Source organism: Lactobacillus melliventris (genome assembly GCF_042679465.1).
Taxonomy (GTDB): Bacteria; Bacillota; Bacilli; order Lactobacillales; family Lactobacillaceae; genus Lactobacillus; species Lactobacillus melliventris.
Genome location: NZ_JBHTMT010000009.1, coordinates 16288 through 38981, shown reverse-complemented (window position 1 = coordinate 38981; position 22694 = coordinate 16288). Strand labels below are relative to the sequence as shown.

The window sequence follows — 22694 nt, the reverse complement described above, 5'->3', positions numbered from 1 at the left end:
AGTTTTTCTTGATTAAAAGTATATATTTGTTAATAGTTAGAAAGCTAAAATTGTAATAAAACATGAAATTAATTACTTAAGATTAATGAAAGTAGAAGGTCAGAAGAATGTTTAAGTGGTTTGGTAAGAAACAAGAGAAGCAGGAAGACTTTACGGTCACTGCACCAATTAGTGGCAAACTTGAAAAGATTGAAAAAGTAAACGATCCGGCTTTTGCACAAAAAATGCTGGGAGATGGTTTTGCCATTATTCCTGATGAGGATAAAGTAACCGTTTATGCACCTGTAGCAGGCAAAATTGAGGCTCTTCCCAAGACAAAGCATGCTGTAGGTATTAAAACTGCACAAGGTGTCGAAATTCTTATTCATATTGGGATTGATACTGTGAACTTAAAAGGAGAAGGCTTTGAAGTGATGGTAAACCAAGATGACGAGGTAACACAAGGTCAAAAATTAGAAGTATTTGATAAGAACGTAGTAACGGATAACAATTTAGACCCTACTGTCATTGTTGTGTTCACTAGTGGATATGAAAAAGAAATCAAACTGAACCAGGACGACGGTGCAGAAGTTAAAGCTAATGATTTACTTATTGGCTAGACGTTTTTGACAAACAAAAATAGATTCGATTTTCAAAGATAACACCTCCAAATTTGTCCTAAATTTGGAGGTGTTTTTGCGTTAATCTATATTAACAAGGCCAGTGATTCATAGGGATGCAAAGCTAAAGTTTTTGGTACTTCCTGTAAATTTTTATGATAATTGCTAATCAATGTTTGTGCTTGTTGTCCTTGATAAGTGTCAGGTAAGCTATAAGTAATTTTTTTACCATAAAAGTTATTAATTACCAGTAAGGTTTGCCCGTGATAAAGTCTGCAATAGGCAAAAATTTGTGGGTGATCCAAGTCAAGCGGTTCGTAACTTCCCTTGGCGATAATGGGATAATGTTTTCTCAAGTAAATCAGTTTTTGATAATAAGGGAAAATCTCACCGTGATCCAATTCAGCTGCAACATTAATTTTATCTTGATCTTTAGGCCTAAGCCAAGGAGTTCCTGTAGTAAAACCGGCATTAACAGTGTCATCCCAGTGCATGGGGGTTCTGCTGTTATCGCGCGACTTAGCCTGAATGATTGCCAGAGCTTGGGCGTCACTTAAGCCTTCCTGTTTAAGCTCGTCATAAGCGTTAAGCGTTTCTACATCTACATAGTCAGTGATTGTCTGGTAATTAGGATTGATCATGCCAATTTCTTCACCTTGATAAATATAAGGTGTACCACGTAATAGATGCATTACGGTAGCCAGCATTTCAGCAGATTTTTCGCGAAAATTAACAGGATCACCAAAACGACTTAAGGCCCAAGGTTGATCATGATTGTTCCAAAAGAGAGCATTCCAGCCGCCACCTTGACTCATTCCAATCTGCCACTCGTTAAGAGCATTTTTTAAAGCGGAAAAGTCAAAAGGTATCCTGGTCCATTTTTGGCCATTTTGGTAATCAACCTTTAAGTGATGAAAAGTGAAAACCATTGACAGCTCATGATTATCTTTTCTGGTGTAAGCAACAGAATTAGCAATAGTCGTCGATGACATTTCCCCGACAGTAATTGTATCTGGCTGCTGACCAAAAGTTTTTTGATTTAATTCTTTTAGATATTGATGGACTATGGGCTGATCAGTATACATTAGCTTACTGGCGGTGTTCTGGGGTGCGTCAGTAAGTTTTTCATCTTTGCCAATAACATTAATCACGTCAAAGCGAAAGCCTTTAACCCCTTTGTCGCGCCAAAAGTTAACTACTTTAAACAGTTCTTTTCTAACTGCAGGATTGTGCCAGTCCAAATCAGCTTGAGTTTTGTCGTATAAATGAAGATAATATTTACCACTATTTCCAAAAGGTGCCCAGGCTGATCCACCAAATTTAGATGTCCAATTGTTGGGCATACTGCCATCTACTTTAGGCTTTCTAATGTAGAAAAACTTCTGATAATATTCGTCTCCAGCTAAGGCTTTTTTAAACCAAATGTGATCAGTAGAACAATGATTTAAGACCATATCGAGCATCACACCAATATGATTTTGTCCAAGCTTTGTGACTAGTTCTTCAAAGTCAGCCATTGTACCAAATAGTGGATCAATACTATAATAATCGGCAATATCATAGCCATTATCATTCTGAGGAGATACAAAAAAAGGATTAAACCAAATCATGTCAATGTTTAATTTCTTTAAGTAAGGAATTTTTTGGATAATCCCCCTTAAGTCACCGATCCCGTCACCATTGCTGTCATAAAATGATTTGGGATATATTTGGTAAATCACTTTGTCAGCTAAACTCATAATATAAGTCCTCCATTTTGTGCTTTTCTATGTGCAAAGTCTACAAATTTAAATTTGTCGGGCCGATGTTGGGAAATAGTATATTGAAAAAAAGATGTATCTTTTAAATAGGTTAAACTGCGCACTACTACAACCAAGTTGGTATCGGTAAGCTGCAACTGCTTCATTACGTTTTGACTGGCTGGTTCTACGGTAATAGTTTTAGTGGCATAATCAATTTCAAGTCCTAAATCATCTTCAAAATACTGATATAACGAGCTTTGAGCTTGCTTAGCGGAAATTTTAGGTACATATTTTTTTAAAATATAATCTTCATCAACCACAATTGGTTCATCATTGATTAATCGTAAACGGGACACATAAGTTGCAGCAGTTTCTGTTAAAGATAAATGCTTAATAATAGTCAAAGGCACCTGCGTGTCTTTTAATTCCAATATTTTGGTCGTAGCATGCATTTGCTTTTGTTTATTAAGTTCATCAAAGGATTCAATATTAGAAATTGGGAAGGCAATGCGCGCGGCATTAATAACTACTGAACCTTTACCTTTTATTTTTTGAATTAGGCCAGCATCTAAGAGTTCATTTAAAGATTTCCTGATGGTTTCACGTGAAACATTATATAGCTCTGATAGTGCTGGTTCACTTGGCAAGAAATCACCGGCAACATACTGCTCATGCCTAATTTTATTCGTTAAATCTGCCGCAATTTGTAAATATTTAGCTCTCATTATTTGTTATCCACCTTTTAACATTAATCATACCACCTTATGTTAATTTTTAACCTGTCTAGTCTGGAAAATAATACAAAATTATTTATTACAACAATATAATAAGCAATTTGTTGACACCTGTCTATACAAGAACTATAATCTTAAGGAAAGCGTTATCAATATATATGACGACCTGCTATATGGTAGTTTCATGGAGGCGTAATTATGAGTAATACGATAAAAATACTGGCACCTGTTGCCGGTGAGGTCATTAACCTCGAGGATGTTAATGATCCGGTTTTTTCTCAGAAGAAGTTAGGTGAAGGTTTTGCCGTTAAACCTAGCTCTGGGAAAATTGTCTCGCCTGTAACAGGTAAAGTGATAATGGTGGCCGAAACTAAGCACGCACTTGGATTGCAGACTGCAGACGGTGTGGAAGTTATGCTTCACTTGGGCATAGATACTGTCGAACTTGACGGTAAACCATTTGATTTGCAAGTAGCAGCAAACTCTGAGGTAAAAGCGGGACAGCAATTGGGGACAATGGATCTGCAGGCAATTAAAGATGCTCAAAAAGATGATACCGTCATCTTGGCAATTACAAATACTCAAGATGTTCTAGCTGGCATTGACCTTGCTCTGGGTACTAAAGCTGCTGGCGAATCAGCTGCTACTATTACATTAAAACAGGCTAAAGCAGCACCAGCTGCAGCTAATAAAAATGAAAATAAATATCAAACTACAGCGCGTGAAATTGTTCAGGCTGTTGGCGGCGCCGATAATGTTAAAAACGTTATGCACTGTTTTACTCGTTTGCGGTTTACTTTAAACGATGATAGCATTCCGAATGATGATGAAGTTAACAACATTAAAGGAGTAATAGATGTTACTCGTGCTAATAACCAATATCAGATAGTAATTGGGCAAACGGTAGAAGATGTTTACGACGAGCTAATTAAACTACTTGGGCCTGAATATGCTGGACAAGGTGAGCCTGCACCTGCTGCTCCAGCTCCAGCAGCTAACCAATCTATTAGTGGCAAGATTAAAAATGGCTTCTTCCAGTTAATAGGCGTAATTACCGGCTCTATGATGCCTGTGATTGGTTTGCTGGCCGCCAGTGGTATGTTAAAAGGTATTCTTAACATTTTAACTAACTTTTGCCACATGTCTACGGCTTCTCCAACTTACACTATTATCAATGCGATGGGGGATGCGTCGTTTTACTTCCTGCCTTTAATCGTTGGCTTTACTGCTGCTCAAAGATTAGGTTCTAACCCGGTAGTTGTCTCTATTATCGGCGGCTTTCTGATTTATCCTGATTTAGTAAAGATTTATGCCAGCGGTAAATTTAGTTACTACTTAGCTGGCGTTGGTATTAATGCCAATTTCTTTGGTATTCCAATTCATATTCCGCAATATACTTATTCGATTTTCCCAATGATTTTTGCGGCTTGGATGGCTGCTAAGATTGAACCGTGGATTAAGAAGTGGATGCCAGTCACATTAAGACAAATTTTCACTCCGCTAGTAGAAATCTTTCTAGTAGGGATGACGGTCTTAATTATTGTGGGTCCTGTAATTTCATTTATTTCTACGGGAATTGCCAAAGTATTGCAATGGCTGTTAACTGTCAACACTGCACTTTCTGGTCTCATTATCGGTGGCCTTTACCAGATACTGGTTATCTTCGGACTGCACTGGGCGGTAGTGCCAATTATTGCGAATGATATAGCAGCTACTGGACACAGTATCTTAAACGGTATTGTTTCAGTAACAATGATCGCACAAGGTGCCGGCGCCCTTGCAGTTTGGTTTAAGACTAAGCACAATCCTGACCTAAAGGGCTTATCTTTAAGTGCTGCTATTTCCGCGGCTGTTGGTATTACTGAACCGGCAATGTACGGTGTTAACTTAAAGTATGGTCGTGTATTTATGACTTCAAGTCTTGGTGCTGCCATTGGTGGTCTGGTCAACGGTCTGCTTAAAGTTGATATGTATGGCTTTACTGGCAGCCTGATTGGCTTTCCATCCTTTGTTCCTAAAGCTGGGCAAGGCAATCCAAACAACTTGTTAAACTTCTGGATTGCTTCCATTGTGACTATTGTTGCAGCATTTGCTTTAACTTACTTCTTTGGCTATAAGGAGAATGACGCTGATAGTCCTAAGAATGCTCCCAAGAAGAAGAATTTAGCTGATTTATAATTAAAGACTTTAAAAGGTAAATAAATTTATATAATTAAAGTGCTTCTAAATAGTTAGATATATAATCTAATTATCAGGAGCACTTTTTTGATTGATTTTATATTTTATGATAATAGATCTTTGTAAAACTCATCAATACTTTGGGCATTAAGAGCTTTGGCAAATGTTTTTTCATCTGAAAGAAACTCCATTAAATTTTCATACATATTTCGAAATATGTCTTTATATTCTTCAGAAATTGAAATTATAAATACCATGTTAACTAATTTGTCATCCCATTCAATTCCTTGTTGAGATAGTAAAACAGCAACTTTTGTTTGAGGAGAATTATAATTCATAGGGTGAATGATAGCAATTTTATTAAAAGCAGTTGATCCCATAGATTCTCTTTGTAAAATTTCACTATAAAAGCTTGTATTAACAATGCCTAAGGACTTCATCTTCAAATAAATTTTTTTTGTTATTTTTTCTTTCGTGGTTTTAGTATCAATATTCCAAAATAAGTCATTTGAAAAAAATGGCAGAGACCTTTTTTTAAATAAGTTTTTCTTTTTCTGTAAAGATGCTTCATCTATTGCGGCTTGAATTTTTGCTTTTTGTTTATTTAAGCTAAATGGACTTAATTGTATGTATTTTTGATTTGTCTGGCTCTTTTCATTTTGAAGCATAATTATAAAAATAAGGTCGTAAGAATTAAAGTCACTATTATTATCAGTTTCATCAGTTTCTTTTACAATCGTGATATCTTTAGTGAAATTGCGTCTAAAAAAATCGTGTACTTGTTCTCTGATATTTAAATAAGTAGGAACAATCAGCTCTGCTTTTAGTTTTTCAGGATTGTGTTTCTGCCTTTCAATTTCTGCGCCAATATGAAGTGCTATGAATGCAATTTCATCTTCCGAAACTTTAACTTGCCAAATTTTGTTAATTTGGAATGCAACATATGTAGCAATGTCATAGATTAGGGGGAAATTATTACTTATATTAATTTTAATTGGATTACGAAGGGTTTGATGATGCTTTAGACGAAAAAGAAGATTATAAAGATGGATAGAAAAGGGCTGGATAAACTTAACGGAACTAAGGTCTACTAAATACATATTAGCAACTTTACTAATAATCAATTGAATATTTTTAGTAAATGCTTTATCAAAATATTTTTGATTAGAAATCTCTGAATATAAGTTTGCATTGGATTTAAATAAAATATCTATTTCTTGAATTTCTGATGCAGATATATTGGCGGAAAATGTTTTTTTGATTGATTTAGCCAAATCTATTGTATACTTTCCTACTTTGCTGCCGTCAGGTGAAGAAGATTGATTAATTGTCTTTCCAATAGATAGCCTAGACACAAGGATTAATAGATGTAACAAAAGATTGTTATAAGAAAACTCATTCAGTTGCAGATCATATTTTTTGATAATTTGATCTATCATAGTTTGTAGTTTATCAGTTGTTTCCTTGCCAAATGACTTTTCTAAATAAGCACTATTTAATAGATTACCAGTATTTTCGCGATAGATTGAGTAACTAAATAATTGTCTCTTATTGTATTCTTTCCCTGATAAAGATAATTGATCATGAGAGGATACAATTTTTAAATGCCACTGATTCAACCTTTTATTAATAAAATTAATTGCTCTTTTTAATGTCGTATATGAAATATAAAGTTCATTAGCTAAACTGAATGAATCCAAAGAACTGTTTCGCAGAAGCTTTTGGATGATGTAAGTAAATCTTTCCTCGCTATTTTGTGGTATATGTGATCCCACTTCTTGTTTTATTCGGAGTAGTTCTGTGGCAGCAAGTCTGTCAGTAATGTAATATCCAGTATTATTTGCAGAAATAATTTGACTGTCACTTAAACCATTAATTTCATGAACATAATTTCTTATGGTTCTTGCTGAAACTTTTAGCTGATTAGCTAAATCTTTGCTGACTATGGTGCTTTCTGACTTTAACAGTATTCTTATTAGATCGCTTAGTTTATCATGCATAATGAATCTCCCCCTGTAAATTTGACTCCCAATATTAGTTATTTTATGCTAAAGAAAATAGGCATCAACTCTACTTTTTCATCAGTGTAGGAAATAAAGTATTTCCGCTACAGTGGAAAAGCTTAGGATGAATAAATTTCGGAAGCTTAGGATAATAAAGTTGATCAAACAAGTTTGAAAGATTTAGGAGGTTCAACATGTCTGAGACGAAAAAGATTTTATTAGTCTGTGGTATGGGAATGTCCAGTGGTTTTTTAGCTACTAGTGCACGCAAAGCAGCAAAAAAACTTGGCAAGAATTATCAGATAGAAGCACGAAGTGAAACAGAAGTTTCATCATTTTTATCTTCTATTGATGGATTGCTGATTGGACCGCATTATTCTCAAAAATTAGACTCATTTCGGAAACAAGCGCAACCATATCATGTTCCCGTAGAAGTCATTCCAGATCAAATTTATGGAATGATTGATGGAAAAGGGTTAATTGAATTTATTCAAAACTCTTTATTTAAAGAATAGGAGGAAACAATTATGCATAGTGTCATTGATTGGCTATCTAATAAAGTTGCACCCTCAATGAAAAAATTTGTAGATAGACCTTGGGTTGCAACCATTGCAGATTCAATGCAAAAAATTATTCCTTTTATCTTAGCGGGATCTTTGATTTTTCTTTATAACGTTTTTCGTTCTTATATTCCTGCACTACCAGATTTAAGTAATATTTCTAATTTTACTTTTGGTATGCTAGGCATATTAATTTCATATCTAATTGCTAGTGAGGCGATGGAAAAGCTAAATCATCCACAATATTTACAAACAGCTGGGTTAACAGCTGTTGCCACTTTCCTGATTGCGATTAACCCTAAAATTGATGCTAAAGGTATTTTTACAGCTGAATTTAGTCGATTTGGAGCAACTGGTTTGCTAGTAGGAATGTTAACAGGTCTGATGGTAGCGATCATTTTTAATTTATGGGGCAAACTACACCTTTTAGAAAGTTCAAGTATACCAGATTTCGTTGTGGGATGGATTAATACTATCATTCCTATTTTGCTGAATGTTGCCTTATTTAGCATTATCGTTTTTATGAATAAGCTTGATCCGTTTAAGTTAATCGATTTGGTCTTCAGCCCATTGCAAAGCTTTGGTCAAACTCTACCGGGATTCTTACTATTAAGCTTAATACCGACTTTCCTATATACTTTGGGAATTTCTTCATGGTCGTTTAATGCTGTTTCAACGCCAATATTTATGGCTGGTATCACTGCCAATATTACGGCTGTTGCTGCAGGTAGGCCCGCAACCAATATTTCTACTAGTGAAGTAATGTTCACCACGGCCTTGATTACTATGGGGGGAATGGGTGCAACTTTAACTTTAAATATATTAATGCTATTTGCTAAGTCTACTCGTTTAAAAGCCATTGGCAGAATCTGTATTATTCCATCAATTTTTAACATCAATGAACCGATTATGTTTTCGACTCCTGTTGTTATGACACCAATATTAATGATACCTACATGGATTAATGCTATTACTGGACCAATAATTGTTTGGATTGTAATGAGACTGCATTGGTTAAATATTCCTTCAAAAATGATCCAAATTGGACAAATTCCTGCTCCATTTTCTTCGGTAATGATTACAGAAGATCTAAGAGCTGTAATTTGGTATGTTGTTTTATTTATAGTTTATTTAGCAACCTGGTATCCATTTTTTAAAGTTTATGATCACCAATTAGTAGAGGAAGAAAGTTAGGTGGAAGAATGGAAGATAAATCTAAAGAGTTAATTTCAGTGTCAATGAAAATAATTATGTCTGCTGGTAATGCTAGAAATTATGCAGACGAAGCTTTTGAATGTGCAAAAAAGGCTGAATTTACAAAGGCAAGTAAAAAAATGGAATTAGCACATAAGGAAATAACGGAGGCACATAATTCACAAACACATATTATTCAAAGTGAAGCAAACGGTGTGACTTATAAATACTCCCCATTATTTGCACACGCACAGGACACTTTAATGACTATTTCTAGTGAGATTAATTGTGATGAAAAGTTAATTGAATTATTAAAAATATTTTTATCAAGAAAGGAAGATAGTAATGAATAAAATTTTTCCAGATTCATTTATGTTTGGCGGGGCAATAGCCGCTAATCAAGCGGAAGGAGCCTTTGAACAGGACGGTAAGGGACTGAGTACCGCTGACGTACAGCCTTATTTACCGAACGTCCCAAAAACGGACTTACATTTTAATGATATGGATTCAGAAACCTTAAAAAAATATATTCAGGGCGATTATTATTATCCTAAACGGCAGGGAGTTCATTTTTATGAACGCTATCAAGAATATATTGATGAACTAGCCAAAATGCATTGTCAGACTTTACGTCTTTCGATTGCATGGACAAGAATTTTCCCTAATGGAGATGAAGATAGTCCTAACGAGAAAGGGCTTGAATTCTATGATGATTTGTTTGATTATATGCTGAAAAAGGGTATAGAACCAATCGTTACAATTAATCATTATGAGCTGCCGCTTAACTTAGTACAAAAATATGGAGGCTGGTATAACCGTAAATTAGTCAAACTATTTGTAAATTATAGCAAAGTCATACTTGATAGGTATCATAAGCAAGTAAAATATTGGATAGTCATTAACCAAATTAATCTGATTCACTTTGAAGCGTTTGCTTCTTTAGGAATTTTGATGGACAAGGTTGATAATTATCAAGAAGCTAAATATCAAGCAGTTCACCATGAATTTGTAGCTTCGGCTATGGTAACTAAATATGCACATGAGCTTGATAATAGCTTGAAAATGGGTGTAATGCTAGCAGATTCATTGGTGGATCCAATGACTCCTTCACCACAAGACAGTTTATTGGCGTTCAAGAGAAATCGCTTGCAGTATTACTTTGGTGATGTGCCAATTCGCGGAGAATATCCGCAGTTTATTCTGAACTATTTTAAAGAGAATAATATTGATCTTCAGATAAAAGAAGGAGACTTGGAAGTAATTAAAGAAAATACTGCTGATTTCCTCTGTGTTAGTTATTATTATACAAATACAGTTGATGCAACTAAAGACTCAATGGAACCTGCAGAAGTTGAAAAGAATCCATATATTAAAGCCAACGAGTGGGGATGGGGTATTAACCCTAATGGTTTATATGAACACATTTCAGCTTATTGGGATAGATATCATTTGCCAATGATGATCGGTGAAAATGGCTTTGGTTATAATGACGTTTTGACAAAAGATAAAAAAGTGCATGATTCTTATCGAATAGATTATACTAATGAACATTTAATTGCTTTGTTGAAAGCAATTAATGATGGTGCGGAAGTATTTGCTTATTGTTCTTGGGCGCCTTTTGACCTGATTAGTGCTGGGACGGCAGAAATGAGTAAGCGATATGGATTTATATTTGTAGATTATGATGACTATAGCAATGGCTCTGGAAAATTAATTCCTAAAGATTCTTTTTACTGGTATCGTAAAGTAATTGATACTCGTGGTACATTTTTGTTTAACGAAGATAAATAGTAAAAGCATAACTGATACGATTTTTTTAAGTTGTATCAGTTTTTGTGTTTAAATAATTTATCCAGCTAAAATATATAAAGAGACTATCAAAGTTGGAGTGATTGAAATGAAAGTTCTGATAATTGGTGCTCACGGACAGATTGGGCAATTATTGGTAAAAATGCTACAAGAAAGTACGACTTGCCAGGTCATTGCCGGTTTGCGCTCCCATGAGCAGGAAAAAGCCTATCAAGAAAAGGGAATTACTACCGCATTTATTGATCTAGCAGGACCGCAACGGCAATTGGCAAAAGCCATGCAAACGGTCGATGTAGTAGTGTTTGCGGCGGGTTCAGGTGGCAAAACCGGTGCTGATGCAACGATGATGATTGACCTTGATGGAGCAGTCAAAGCAATTAACGCGGCAAAAGAAACTGGCGTTCACCGTTTTATCATGATTAGTGCAATTAAATCTGACGATCGCAGCTTTTGGTCGGATAATGCGCCAGCAGCAGGACCGCAAAATTATTACTATGCGGCAAAATATTATGCTGATCAGTGGTTATTGCACAGTTCACTCGACTATACAATTTTACGACCAGTGGCACTGACTAATCAAAAGGGAACGGGAAAGATCAAAGTGGCAAATCATTTTACTGATTCTATTGCAGATATGACAATTACTCGTCAAGATGTGGCCCGAACAGTTGCTGACATTATTTTAACGGGAAAATTACACCAAAAGGAATTTGATATTGCTAATGGCTCAGTACCTATTGCACAGGCAATTACAAACTTCCAGTAAAAATATTTTGATCAAAAATTTTAATAGGCTAATAAATTAATGTTTTGTTAACATGATTTATTAGTCTTTTTACTTTGAGCTAAAACTCAGTAAAAGATGAATGAAAGTAGTATTGCAAATATTGTTGCTTTAAGTCTGCTTAAATTAAAAAACTATTGCGCTTATATTAGTGCATATAGTAAAATCTGCTTATATTGTTATTAGAATAAAGGAGGGAGCTATGCTAAAAGTAGAACATTTAAGTAAGCGCTTTGGTGATTTTCAGGCTCTTAAAGACGTTAACTTTACCATTCAGCCTGGTGAAATCATGGGTTTGATTGGTCAAAATGGCGCAGGGAAAACTACGACTTTCCATAGTATTTTAAACTTTCTGCACTATGAAGGAAAAATTACTTGGGAAGATCAGCCCATTACTGAAAAAACTTTTGATACTATCGGCTACTTACCAGAAGAACGTAGTTTACTGCCCAAAATGACTATTGAACAGCAAATTATTTATTTGGCGCAGCTAAAAAGCCGCTCGGCAAAAGAAATAAAACCGCAAATCGATGATTGGTTAAAACGCTTTGATGTCCAGGGCAAAAAAAGTGACAAAATTAAAACACTTTCAAAAGGTAATCAACAGAAGGTGCAATTAATTTGTACCTTAATTCATCAACCCCAATTAATTATTTTGGATGAGCCCTTTAGCGGTTTGGATCCGGTAAATGCAGATTTACTCAAAAACGCAGTTTTAGAAGCAAAAAAGAATAATGCAACAATTATCTTCTCCAGTCACGATATGTCAAATGTCGAAGAAATTTGCGACAGTTTAATCATGTTGAAAAAGGGACAAGTTGTTTTAAGTGGCACAGTTGACGCTGTTCGTGACTCATTTGGTAAAACGGAAATTTACTGCAAAACAAATAAGTCGCTTGCAGAATTGCTGCAGCTCCCTCACGTTAAAAAAGTGGAAAAGAAAGCGCATAGCCAATATCTTTTGCGAATTGACAATGAAAATAGTGGTGCGGAAGTCTTTGACGCATTGACAAATGGCGAATATGTTGAGGAGTTCCGGCAACAGCCACCAACGCTTGACGAAATATTTAGAATGGAAGCTGGTGAACAACATGAATAAGTTATGGACGGTAACGCTGCAAACTTATTGGCATCAAGTTAAGTCTTGGTCTTTTCTGCTTTTGATTCTGGGCCCATTTTTCATAATTGGATGTAGTGCTTTAGGAGGAGCTATCGGTGCTAGTTCTGATCCAGACAGCCAGATTGCAGTTATCAGTTCCAATGAGCAAGTTCGCCAAAACTTTATTAAAAACAATGATAAATATGTTGATGCTAAAATTAAAACCGTTGAATCTGCTAAAAAGGCTGTCAAAAAAGAAAAAGTTGATGGCTACTTGGTATTTGAAACGCAAAAAAATCAGGTTAAGGCGGTTTATCACGGAGCGTCACCCATTGATGATGAACTAAAGCCCAAAGTAAAAAGCTATTTACAAGTCTTGCAGAGTCAACTGAATTTGCAAAAGGCGCAATTAGCACCACATCAGCTTAAGGCCTTACAACAGCAACCGCAGTATAGTGAGATCCTCCAGAAAAAGCAGCTGGGCGATAAACTGGCTAAAATGGTGTCATTAATTATAGTGATTATGGTCGTTTACATGGTTTTGCTTTCCTACAGTAGCATTACAGCTCAAGAAATAGCTTCTGAAAAGGGTACGAAGATTATGGAAATCATTTTCTCCAGTACAACTGCGGCAAAATATTTCTTAGGCAAAATTCTGGGCATTTTTGGTGTAATTATTACGCAACTTTTAATCTATATTGTTGGCGGCTGGGCCACTTACCGCTGGGCTTTACATGCAAAAATTACGGCGTCTTTCATGCATGACAACCAGGTAGTAATAAATAAAATTCTGGGCAATTTGGTAAATGTCAATCTCATTTTCCTGATTCTGGGTGTAATTATTTATACGATATTAGCAGCCTTTTCAGGGGCTTTAGTGGCTAAGCCAGAAGATTCTTCAAAAGCTGCTCAAGGCACTACGATGATTTCCCTTATTGCCTTTTTCCTGTCGCTTGCCTTTATTTCTAACCCCGAACAAATTCTGCCACAAGTATTATCCTATGTGCCATTCTTTTCTTCATTCATGATGCCAATTCGGATAATTAATGGTCATGTGGGTAATATGGAAGTTATTCTGTCACTGGTAATTTTAATAGTAAGTATTATTGGCATGACAGTATATATTAGTAAAATCTATCAAGGCGTAATTTTGCAAACTGAAGATACCAGCTTTTGGCAGAGATTAAAACGAGGGCTGGAATATAGTAAGGCGTAAGTGATAATAAAGACTAGGACGAATGATATGCTGATATGACCCCCAAATTTAGGACAAATTTGGGGGTATTTTTGTGGCTAAATAAAATTAAAATCTATCATCATTACATGATTATTAAGGTGGTCTTTGATAATAAAAAACAACTAATGCATCCAAAGTTTGGTATTGGGAAAGACTACAGATAAAGTCTTGCTGTAATTCAATAAATAAAGGACTAACTCCGATCAAAAACCAGAAGTTAGTCCTGAGCTATGATTAAATAATTTATCATACAAATTAGGTAAGTCATTATTGATCTAACAACCATCTAAAACAATAATGAATTAATGAGAAATGTTAAGCAAGTCTCTAAACTTATCTAATATTGTCAATAATAGGAGTATTATTGTAAATTACTTTAATAGATATTTGATAACTAATAGTACTATTTGATTTCTGATCAGGATTAAGTACTAGAAATGGCAACACCATAAAATTAAGAGTTAATAATATAGTTAACTTCTTTTTATTTCTTTTCATACTATCTTTCCTTCTCAGATACTCTATTATTAATTTGTAATAATGAATTATTTACTCTTTATAATTTAATCCTAGTATTTACCTTTGTCAATACAGAAAAGTGCTTATACTTCTTTTATATTTAATCATTTCTTATGGTAAAATAATCTAATTTATTTGTATCAAAAGAGTTCTATTAAAGTGTCCTAATTTTGGAGTTAATATCAAAAAATCCTAGTATTTTTTGAATGTTAAACTTGATGTATAATAAAGTACTATTCAAACCAAATACTGTATTTTTATGATTAGTCTTAAGTGGATTTCATTTGAATACATTTAAACTTTGTATGTCCAATGGCTGGATTTTAGTAACTGAACAGCTCCTAGTTACTGGTAATAACTATTTCTCTGACTTTTTAATTGTGGCTGCAAAGACCAAAATATTAATAATAGTTTTAAACAAAATTTGTCATTTGGAGGAACCATGATTATCAGTAATATTTGGTTGATTATTTTTGCCACTATTTCTTCATTTTCTAGAGGAATAATATCAGTTATTGACCGTTATCAAATGGGGTATCGGAAGCAAAGCTCAATTGATGTGAACTTTTTAAATAATATTTGCAGCTCGGTTTTAGTGACTTTCTTCCTGATTTACGTCCTGCACAGTTTTCCCAGTCCCAGAATAACCAACAACTATCTTATCAAAGTCCTTTTATATGCTTTTCTGGCGCAGATAGTTGCCTACGGCTACAGCTATGTCTTTAAAAAAGTTTCAATCATGCAGTCTGTGCTATTGAGTAAGGTGACCGATCTTTTCATTCCTTGGGCCATTTTGCTGACAATGGGTTACTTTAGCAAATCCTCATATTTAGTTTCTATTATTTCCACGGTGATCGTGGTTATTTATATTGTTTTCGAACAGCGTCACAATAATTTAAATTTGAAAAACCTGTTGACGACTTTTGCCGTAATTGCGCCCTTATTGATTATTCAAGCAGCACTTTCACCGTTATTAACTAAAGGCCTTATCAAACCGATTGATCTGGTCTTTTTTACTATCATGACAATTTATGTGCGTTGTTTAATTACCTTAATTACTTTTATTTATAAAAACAAGACTCTCAAGATCAGCGCTGAAACTCTCAAAGGTAAGGTTTATCTAATTTATGGTTCCCGGGCGGTTTTGACTCTTTTAGCGCAAGTAACTTATACTTTGGCAACGTCTTCACCCAACTCAAGCATTGCCTGGATCTTTTTAAATATGACCTCTTTGTACAGCGTCATCTTTGGCGATATTTTCCTTAAAGAAAAGATGAAATTTGCAGATATCTTGGTAATTGTGGCCATTTTTATCTTGGCTTTATTTTCAAAGTAACTGCAAGAGTTTGGAAAAATAAGAATTAAGCGCTATAATGGCGCTATGATTTGGAAACGCCGGTTCAAGGTGAGTGTTGGTTTCTATATTGGGGAAGAAATCTGCACTCTGAATTAAGTATTGGGGAATAATTAATGATAATTGAAACCAAGAACCTGGCGAAACGGTATCGTAAGGTGAAAGCAGCTAAGCTGTTTCACAAAGAATATCGCATTTTTGACGCAGTAAAAAATGTTTCTCTAGAGATTCATCAAGGAGATCATGTTGGCTTAGTGGGGTTAAATGGTTCCGGCAAGTCAACCTTGATCAAAATGATTTTAGGTATTTTGCAGCCTGATGGCGGCAGTATCAAGACTTTTGGTAGAGATCCGCTTAATAACAGACAAAAAAATGCGGCTAAAATAGGAGTAGTATTCGGGCAAAGAAGCCAATTACGTTGGGACTTGCCCGCAATAGACACCTTCAAACTCAACCGTGAAATATATCAAGTACCGGAGGATATTTTTACAAAACGGGTAACAAAGTTAGCGCGGATGTTGCAGGCTACCGAGTTTTTAACGCAACCGGTGCGCACCCTTAGTTTGGGTCAAAGGATGAAAGCTGAATTTATTGCAGCTCTTATTCACGATCCTGAACTGCTTATTTTAGATGAACCCACAATTGGACTTGACGTTCTGACTAAAAATAGCATTACGCAATTTTTACAACAATTAACTGATAAAACGATCATTTTCACTTCGCACGATCTCGATGAAGTAGCCAAAGTATGCTCACGCATTTTAATTTTGAATAAAGGTCAGTTGGTATTAGATCAAAGTAGTCTACAACTAGCAGAATTAGATGTGCCCACAACAGTCACTTTTACTAGTGCGGATAAATTGAGCGCTGATTTAATAAAGCAGTGGCCAAACATGGTGCAGCTTGAAAACGGCTCATATCAGATTGCAGGCATTAAGCAAGAAAATCTGAAAGAAGTGTTAAGTACAATTACTGCCCGCATCCCAGTTGCCAATATTGAAGTTAAGAGCAATAAATTGGCATATTTATTGGCGCACCTCAAACAGCAGGAGGTGCAGCAATGAAATATAGGCTAATGCTCATTAAAATAGGAATAAAAAAAGGTCTAGCCTCAAAATATGCTTTGATTTTCTGGCTGTTTTCATCTTTAATTTCGCTTACCGTACAGTATTTTTTGTGGCAAGCTGTTCTAACTGGCAAGCCAAACGGTGAATTTAAACAAACAATTAGTTATTTGGTATTAATGCAGCTTTTGACCGTGCTTTTTCCTAAAACCAGCTACGATGTGAATGATAAAGTTCGTTCTGGTGATATTGCACTTGACCTGTTAAAACCAGTAGCATTTGCAACGCAGCTACTGTGGGAAAGCATTGGCTATTCAGTTGTCAAATTTGCAGTGATTGGTACAGTGGATTTATTAGTTTGTTTATGGATTCTGAATTTTCAAATTGCAGTGAGCACAATTTTAATGGTCTTAGTAACAACCACTTTGGCGTATTTATTGTATTTTGAACTGGAACTGCTTTTAGGGACATTTTCTTTTTATACTTATAGTATTTGGGGCATCTCCACTTTTAAAGAAGCAATACTATTGGTATTAGCTGGCAATATTTTTCCGACCAATTTTTATCCGGCAGTGATCAAAAAGTTGGCCGCTTATTTGCCATTTCAATATTCATTTGGTGCAGTAGGAATGCTGGCGCAAAAGCCATCGTGGAGTTTATTTATTCAAGTAGTTTTGATCCAGCTAACCTATATTGCCCTGTTCAACGTGCTTTTTAAATTCTTGTTTAAGCGCTCCGTTGTTTCAACTGTGATTCAAGGGGGTTAATAATGAGATATTTAAAATTATTAAGTACTTATTTAAAAATCAATTTAAAATCACTTGCTGTTTATGACCTGGACTTTTATTTTGCACTAGTAGGGATAATCATTCAAAACTTGCTTAATATCCTCGCTTTAAGATTTATTTTTAATATTGTGCCCCGCATTAAAGGCTATAGTTTTGCACAGCTGCTTTTAACTTATGCCTTGGCAACTTTAGCTTTTGCTATTTTTCGCTGCTTTTTTATCAATGCACTCAACATTTCTGATTATATTCATGACGGGCGCTTAGATACAATCTTAATTAAACCCGTCAATCCTTTATTTCAGCTTGTTAATGAACGAGTCGATGAAGATGCGTGGGGCGATTTAATTGTTGCGCTTTTGTTGTTGATAATTGTGGATATGCAGTTACATAATCCGTGGTATATCACGGTCATGTTTATTTTTATCTCACTTTTTACTTCGCTCATCTTTTTGGGATTGGCCGTATTAGGTAATATCGTTGCACTACTTTCTAATGGTTTAGCCAACTTGGCAGAAACAACATTTGACTTTTTTGACATGAGTAAATATCCGTTAGCGATCTATTCGTCGGCTTTAAGGCTAATTATGACCTTTATCTTGCCAATCGGCTGGGTTGCTTTAATTCCACAAGAAAAAATTGCAGTTAAGCATGAGTGGGTCTGGCTACTGTTAGTTCCTACCGCGTGTGTATTCTTTTTTATCCTAATTTATCAGTTATGGCGGGTATTTTTACAAAAATACCAAAGTACTGGCAGTTAACACTAAAAAGCTCTGTAGCTTATGGCTACAGGGCTTTTTAAGTCTCTTAAACTCTTTTTCTTTTATTGCATTAAATTCTATTACTCAAAAATTGATTCTTTTAATAGTTTTAAAAATAATTCTGCGACTGGTGATAAATTAACACCGTGTTTCCAAACTACCCTGATAGCTTGGTGCAGCTCTGGCTGTAATTTTCTAAACGTAATGCCCGAATTTTTCGAAGTATCAGCTAATTTATCTAGAGTAAGCATTAATGCGGCATGATTCTTAACCATCAAAGTACCGTTAAAATTTAAATTATAACTGCCAATAAAATTGACTGAATCATAATAATTTCCTAGCCAGTTTTGAAAAAGGTGCATTTTTTGCGCTTGCTGTGAATTTAATAAAGAGCGTCCTTGTAAATCTCCTGGTTTGATCACTGCTTTTTGCGCTAAAGGATCATTAGCAGGCATTAAAATTCCCCAAGTATCTCTTTCGGGTAAAGTTAAAGAGGCGTAATTAGCTAAAGGAACGTTCCCGATAATGACTGCAAAGTCAACTGTCCCGTTGTCTAACTTGCGTTCGGCATAACTGTAGTCCCCACTTAATAAGTGAATTTTAACAGAAGGATGCTCTTTAATAATTGCGCTGACCACATTCATGACCCGCTGCATCCCGAGGCTTTCTCCCGCAGCGATGGTTAAATCGCCACTAATAAAAGAAGCTTTTGTCAAGTTTCTTTTCGTTTTAGCAGTTAAATCTAAAATTTCCTGTGCCTGTTCAAGTAAATAATGACCTGCTGGAGTTAAAGCTAAATGCCGCGACTTACGGCTAAACAATTTAACGCCAAGTTCAGCTTCCAGTTCAGCAATTTGTCTTGATAAAGCTGGCTGGGAGATAAGCAGCTTTCTGGCAGCACGGGTCATATTGCCTTCTTGGGCCACGGCTACAAAGTAATTTAAAACTCTTAGTTCCATATTATCTTCTCCTTGCTAAATAGTTTTTGCCGCTAAAAAGTCCCTTTAATGCAAACGAGTTATACTAGGTCATGTTTAAAAAGTATTTTACATAAAAAAGTAGTATGACTAAAATTTTAACTAATCGGTAAAATCGAAAGATAAAAAGCGCCTATAACTATTAATTATAGGTTACTTTTCAATCAGTATTAGGTAAAACAAGCAAGAACAATCGCTGTGTTTAACTCAATATTTTTTTAGCTAATGCTTAAACTTAGATCTAAGTTTAGGTCTATCAGAAAGAGGAACAATAATGAAAATATCGGAAGTGGCTGAAAAAGTAGATTTGACTCCTGTAACTCTCAGATACTATGAAAAGATGGGCTTAATACCTGCGATAAAGAAGGAACATGGCGTCAGAAACTACGAAGAAAAAGATCTTACTTGGATTAGTTTTATTAAGTGCATGCGTCAAGTGAAAATTCCGGTAAATGATTTGCTGGAATATACTAAATTGATGCAGCAGGGCAGTGATACTAAGAAACCCAGACGGCAAATTTTAGTCAAAGAATTGCATAGGCTAGAAAAGCAAGATCAAAATATTCAAGTTACCATTGCGCGGTTAAAAAACAAAATAAGTTTATACGATCAAGGTAAAATACAGTAAGCTAATTACCAGAGAAAGTTAACTAGCAAACGGTCAACTTGTGTGTTTTCATGTAATTTACTATGTTGGGCGCGAGGACCTCTGATTTCTTTTTCTTGATATGAACGGGCGCGTTTACTGACTAAGTAACGGTAAGAACGGGCAGAGTTAACGGTGACATCACCATCACTGCCAGACCCCATATCACCATAGATATTTAAAACTGCAGCTTTTTGAGGAAATTTTTTTCTTAAATTTAAAAGTGTGCGGTACCCCGTGCTCATCTGTCTGGGTTTGCCAGCCCGGTTTAAGACGGTTTTATTTGGTGCTCCTTGTTCTCCAACATAGCCATTATAATGACCAGCAATCGAAACCTGTTTATTTAAGTGAGGCATGTGCGCATTAGTGGCATTATTGCGTAGGTAGTAAGCAATCTGTAAATTACCCATAGAGTGACCTACTAAATTAATGCGGTTAAAACGGTATCTTTTTTGCAGTGTAGTGATTACATCTTTAATATAATTGCTGCTTTTGTTCATGGCAGAAGTTTGATTACTTAATCCGGCAAAAATGCTCTTGTTATTTTGGAGGTTGACTTCAACTATCGGGTTCTTGGCCCGTTTTTTAATTGTCCCTAGTAAAGTAACTTTACCGGCAGGACTAACATCAGCGCGTATGACAGAATTAGTAGCATGACTTTTTTGGGCATAAGCCACCATACTTTCTTCAGCGTGGTAACTGCTGCCCCAGCCGTGTACAAAAAGTGTCGGCGTAGCGATGCGAATGCTGGCACCATTTTCTTTCTGGTAGTTGTTTTTGAAGATGTAAACCGCAAGTAGCAATAACACTAATAGCAATGTGCCTGCTATGATAGTTTTATGTTTTTTAGTCATTATTAAAACTCCTTGCAGCCATAGTTTGCAATTATAAAAGCTGCTGTACATCCGCCACAATTTGAGCAGTAGTTAAATGATTTTGCTGGTAAATTTCTTTAACTGGAGTTTGATCGGTATAAACGCGCTTTTGGCCGTAATTGAGCACCTTAACTTTTTCTTTGCCCAGATAAGAAGCCACTTTTTGCCCGAAGCCACCATCTAACGAATTATCCTCAAGCGTAACAATTACTTGATGATTGTCTGCTAACCGGTCCAGTGCTTGTTTATCTAAAATATTGGCAGAGAGTGGATTGACTAGGGTAGCTCCTAACTTATGTGCCACGTCTTTACCTAATTGATAAAAATCTCCTAGTGCCAAAACTGCTACATCTTTACCTGGTTTAACCCGATATTTAATTTCTGAGTAGTTGGTTGCTACAGTTTGTTCGTCTGCATCTGGCACATTAGCCGGCATTTTAATAGCAACGGGGTGTTTTCTTTGTTTAATGGCCCACTTAATCATTGCTTTTTCTTCTTCTAGTGTAGTAGGAGCAAGATAAATCCAATTAGGTAAGTTAGAAACCATTACTTGGTCAAAGATTCCCAAGTGCGTTTTTGATTGGTTAGAAATTCGCCCGCCAGCTACTAGCATTACAACTGGCAGGTCGTTGGCAGCCGTATCGTGAGAAAGTTGGTCAAAAGCACGCTGTAAGAAAGTAGAATTTTCCATTAGAACCGGAATGCCACCTTCTTTGGCAAACCCCGTGGCAAAAGCAACAGACTCTTGTTCAGCAATACCCACGTCCGTGTAATGATCGGGAAATTCTTTTTTGAACTCTTCCAGGTCAAAGACACCCGGAATGGCTGCATCTATCGCCATGACGCTTTTTCCTGCTTTAATCTCATCCTTAATCACGTCAAGCGCCACTGAATTAGGGGTAGGCTCCTGACTTTTTGGAGCAAGTGGTTGATCATTTTGTAAATTAAACGGTGATACCCAGTGGTGAGCCTCTTCATCAGAAACTGCGGGCTCATAGCCCTTGCCCTTAAGCGTATTAATGTGTAATAAAATTGGGTGGTCAACGTCTTTAACTGCTTTAAAAGCGGCAATCATATCAGTCAGGTTATTACCGTCTGCGACATAGCGGTAATCAAAGCCCATAGCTGTAAACGGATTTTCGGCAGTCTGGCCGTTTGAATCACGTAATTTCTTTAGAGCAGTCACTAAGCCGCCAACATTTTCATCAATTGACCATTGATTATCATTAATTACAACTACCAAGTTATGTTTTTCAATTGCAGCATTGTTTAAGCCTTCAAAAGCCAAACCGCCAGTCATCGAACCATCACCAATTAAAGCCATGATGTTTTCATGCTTGCCCATTAAATCGCGGGCCTTAGCCATACCTGTTGCTAGCGCAATAGAGGTTGAAGTATGGCCGATTGAATAGTAATCATAAGGACTTTCGTCCGGATTAGAATACGGAGTGACATCTTCATAGTGGTCGGGATCAAGCCAGGCCTGTGCCCGTCCAGTTAACATTTTATGGGGATATGTTTGGTGCGAAACGTCCCAAATAATTTTGTCTTCGGGTGCATTAAAGACATAATGGTAGGCAATTGTGGCCTCCACAATTCCTAAGTCGGGACCAAGATGCCCTCCTTCAGCCGCATCTTTTTCTAAGATTAATGTTCTGATTTCCTGGGCTAATTTTTCCATTTCAGGGATGCTTAATTTTTTAAGATCCTGGGGTCCGGCAATTTGGTTTAATAAGAAATCTTCATGTTTGTTCATATAAAAGTGCCTCCCTGC

General features: G+C 35.9%; 21 protein-coding genes. 15 read left to right on the top strand and 6 right to left on the bottom strand.

Features of this window, described 5'->3' with window-relative positions:
• Positions 1–107: 107 nt before the first annotated feature.
• Positions 108–599 carry a PTS sugar transporter subunit IIA gene (locus ACFQ32_RS09415; RefSeq protein WP_046324058.1) on the top strand — a complete coding sequence of 164 codons (492 nt, stop codon included), beginning with the start codon at positions 108–110 and terminating at the stop codon, positions 597–599.
• A gap of 86 nt (positions 600–685) precedes the next feature.
• On the opposite strand, the gene treC is transcribed toward ACFQ32_RS09415, so the two are convergent.
• Both treC and treR read right to left on the bottom strand, forming a co-directional pair.
• Complete coding sequence (gene treC / locus ACFQ32_RS09410) at positions 686–2338, bottom strand: alpha,alpha-phosphotrehalase (RefSeq protein WP_046324059.1); 1653 nt, start codon at positions 2336–2338, stop codon at positions 686–688.
• Complete coding sequence (gene treR / locus ACFQ32_RS09405; protein ID WP_046324060.1) at positions 2335–3066, bottom strand: trehalose operon repressor; 732 nt, start codon at positions 3064–3066, stop codon at positions 2335–2337. The genes treC and treR overlap by 4 nt, the downstream gene beginning before the upstream one ends.
• Before the next feature lie 207 nt (positions 3067–3273).
• Between treR and ACFQ32_RS09400 the strand changes: the two genes are divergently transcribed.
• A complete protein-coding gene (locus tag ACFQ32_RS09400; RefSeq protein ID WP_046324061.1) occupies positions 3274–5253 on the top strand; it encodes a glucose PTS transporter subunit IIA in 1980 nt (659 codons plus the stop codon).
• A 104-nt stretch (positions 5254–5357) separates the two neighbouring features.
• Here the strand turns inward: ACFQ32_RS09400 and ACFQ32_RS09395 are convergent, their stop codons facing one another.
• On the bottom strand, positions 5358–7253 hold the full coding sequence (locus tag ACFQ32_RS09395; RefSeq protein ID WP_046324062.1) for a BglG family transcription antiterminator: 1896 nt from the start codon (positions 7251–7253) through the stop codon (positions 5358–5360).
• 197 nt (positions 7254–7450) lie between these two features.
• Here ACFQ32_RS09395 and ACFQ32_RS09390 point away from each other — a divergent pair, with 197 nt between their 5' ends.
• The 12 genes from ACFQ32_RS09390 to ACFQ32_RS09335 all read left to right on the top strand — a co-directional run bounded on the left by ACFQ32_RS09390 (position 7451) and on the right by ACFQ32_RS09335 (position 18422).
• Complete coding sequence (locus ACFQ32_RS09390) at positions 7451–7771, top strand: PTS sugar transporter subunit IIB (protein WP_046324063.1); 321 nt, start codon at positions 7451–7453, stop codon at positions 7769–7771.
• Positions 7772–7783: 12 nt separating this feature from the next.
• A complete protein-coding gene (locus ACFQ32_RS09385; RefSeq protein WP_046324064.1) occupies positions 7784–9010 on the top strand; it encodes a PTS sugar transporter subunit IIC in 1227 nt (408 codons plus the stop codon).
• Positions 9011–9018: 8 nt separating this feature from the next.
• Positions 9019–9363 (top strand): PTS lactose/cellobiose transporter subunit IIA, encoded by a 345-nt coding sequence (locus ACFQ32_RS09380; RefSeq protein ID WP_046324065.1) that lies wholly within the window; start codon positions 9019–9021, stop codon positions 9361–9363.
• Positions 9356–10801 (top strand): glycoside hydrolase family 1 protein, encoded by a 1446-nt coding sequence (locus ACFQ32_RS09375; RefSeq protein WP_046324066.1) that lies wholly within the window; start codon positions 9356–9358, stop codon positions 10799–10801. The genes ACFQ32_RS09380 and ACFQ32_RS09375 overlap by 8 nt, the downstream gene beginning before the upstream one ends.
• A gap of 106 nt (positions 10802–10907) precedes the next feature.
• The gene (locus tag ACFQ32_RS09370; protein WP_046324067.1) at positions 10908–11585 is read left to right on the top strand and encodes an NAD(P)H-binding protein; all 678 of its coding nucleotides are present in this window, start codon (positions 10908–10910) and stop codon (positions 11583–11585) included.
• A 220-nt stretch (positions 11586–11805) separates the two neighbouring features.
• Positions 11806–12702 (top strand): ABC transporter ATP-binding protein, encoded by an 897-nt coding sequence (locus ACFQ32_RS09365; protein WP_046324068.1) that lies wholly within the window; start codon positions 11806–11808, stop codon positions 12700–12702.
• Positions 12695–13918: an ABC transporter permease gene (locus ACFQ32_RS09360; RefSeq protein ID WP_046324069.1), complete on the top strand. Its 1224-nt coding sequence runs from the start codon at positions 12695–12697 to the stop codon at positions 13916–13918. Before ACFQ32_RS09365 ends, ACFQ32_RS09360 begins: the two co-directional genes overlap by 8 nt.
• Before the next feature lie 824 nt (positions 13919–14742).
• Positions 14743–14904, top strand: coding sequence for a hypothetical protein (locus tag ACFQ32_RS09355; protein WP_167334228.1), 162 nt, complete (start codon positions 14743–14745; stop codon positions 14902–14904).
• Complete coding sequence (locus ACFQ32_RS09350; protein ID WP_046324070.1) at positions 14901–15794, top strand: EamA family transporter; 894 nt, start codon at positions 14901–14903, stop codon at positions 15792–15794. The genes ACFQ32_RS09355 and ACFQ32_RS09350 overlap by 4 nt, the downstream gene beginning before the upstream one ends.
• A 134-nt stretch (positions 15795–15928) precedes the next feature.
• The gene (locus tag ACFQ32_RS09345; protein WP_046324071.1) at positions 15929–16876 is read left to right on the top strand and encodes an ABC transporter ATP-binding protein; all 948 of its coding nucleotides are present in this window, start codon (positions 15929–15931) and stop codon (positions 16874–16876) included.
• A complete protein-coding gene (locus ACFQ32_RS09340) occupies positions 16873–17643 on the top strand; it encodes an ABC transporter permease (protein WP_046324072.1) in 771 nt (256 codons plus the stop codon). Before ACFQ32_RS09345 ends, ACFQ32_RS09340 begins: the two co-directional genes overlap by 4 nt.
• Complete coding sequence (locus ACFQ32_RS09335; protein ID WP_046324073.1) at positions 17643–18422, top strand: ABC-2 family transporter protein; 780 nt, start codon at positions 17643–17645, stop codon at positions 18420–18422. The genes ACFQ32_RS09340 and ACFQ32_RS09335 overlap by 1 nt, the downstream gene beginning before the upstream one ends.
• Positions 18423–18502: 80 nt before the next feature.
• On the opposite strand, the gene ACFQ32_RS09330 is transcribed toward ACFQ32_RS09335, so the two are convergent.
• On the bottom strand, positions 18503–19381 hold the full coding sequence (locus ACFQ32_RS09330; RefSeq protein WP_046324074.1) for a LysR family transcriptional regulator: 879 nt from the start codon (positions 19379–19381) through the stop codon (positions 18503–18505).
• A 292-nt stretch (positions 19382–19673) separates the two neighbouring features.
• On the opposite strand from ACFQ32_RS09330, the gene ACFQ32_RS09325 reads away from it, so the two are divergent.
• Entirely contained in the window at positions 19674–20027 is a 354-nt protein-coding gene (locus ACFQ32_RS09325) for a MerR family transcriptional regulator (RefSeq protein WP_046324075.1), read from the top strand.
• Positions 20028–20032: 5 nt separating this feature from the next.
• Here the strand turns inward: ACFQ32_RS09325 and ACFQ32_RS09320 are convergent, their stop codons facing one another.
• The gene (locus tag ACFQ32_RS09320; protein ID WP_084619496.1) at positions 20033–20899 is read right to left on the bottom strand and encodes an alpha/beta hydrolase; all 867 of its coding nucleotides are present in this window, start codon (positions 20897–20899) and stop codon (positions 20033–20035) included.
• Positions 20900–20930: 31 nt separating this feature from the next.
• Positions 20931–22676 carry a 1-deoxy-D-xylulose-5-phosphate synthase gene (locus ACFQ32_RS09315; RefSeq protein WP_046324076.1) on the bottom strand — a complete coding sequence of 582 codons (1746 nt, stop codon included), beginning with the start codon at positions 22674–22676 and terminating at the stop codon, positions 20931–20933.
• Between the last annotated feature and the right edge of the window lie 18 nt (positions 22677–22694).